Source organism: Streptomyces flavochromogenes, assembly GCF_000717595.1.
In the GTDB taxonomy this organism is placed as follows: domain Bacteria; phylum Actinomycetota; class Actinomycetes; order Streptomycetales; family Streptomycetaceae; genus Streptomyces; species Streptomyces flavochromogenes.
This window is the reverse complement of sequence record NZ_JNZO01000106.1, coordinates 1-466: the sequence shown is the minus strand read 5'-3', so window position 1 is coordinate 466 and position 466 is coordinate 1. Positions and strand designations below refer to the sequence as shown.

Annotated in this window: 1 protein-coding gene; it reads left to right on the top strand. The window is 70.4% G+C overall.

Annotation, left to right across the window (positions count from 1 at the left end):
- Positions 1 to 466 (top strand): AMP-binding protein (locus tag IF00_RS42265; RefSeq protein WP_037640566.1); only part of this gene is annotated, 466 nt, incomplete at both ends.

Sequence of the window (466 nt, the reverse complement as noted above, 5' to 3'; positions counted from 1 at the left end):
CGTGCCCGGACACGTCGGTGGTGCACGCGTACGGGCCGACGGAGTCCACGGTGTTCTGCAGCTATCAGGCCTTCGGGCCGGGTGAGCGGGTGGTGGAGCGTCTGCACCTGGGGGTGCCGATGGCGAATACGCGGATGTACGTGCTGGACGAGGGGCTGCGGCCGGTCGTTCCCGGTGTGGTCGGGGAGCTGTATGTCGCCGGCAGTCATCTGGCCCGGGGGTATGTGGGCCGGTCCGCTCTGTCGGCCGAGCGGTTCGTGGCGGATCCGTTCGGTCCGGCCGGTGAGCGGATGTACCGGACGGGCGATCTGGCGCGGTGGAACGAGTTCGGTGAGGTGGTGTTCGAGGGGCGCGCGGACCAGCAGGTGAAGCTGCGCGGTTTCCGCATCGAGCTCGGCGAGATCGAGACCGCGCTCCTGGCCCACGACTCGGTCGCGCAGGCCGCGGTGATCGTCCGCGAGGACCG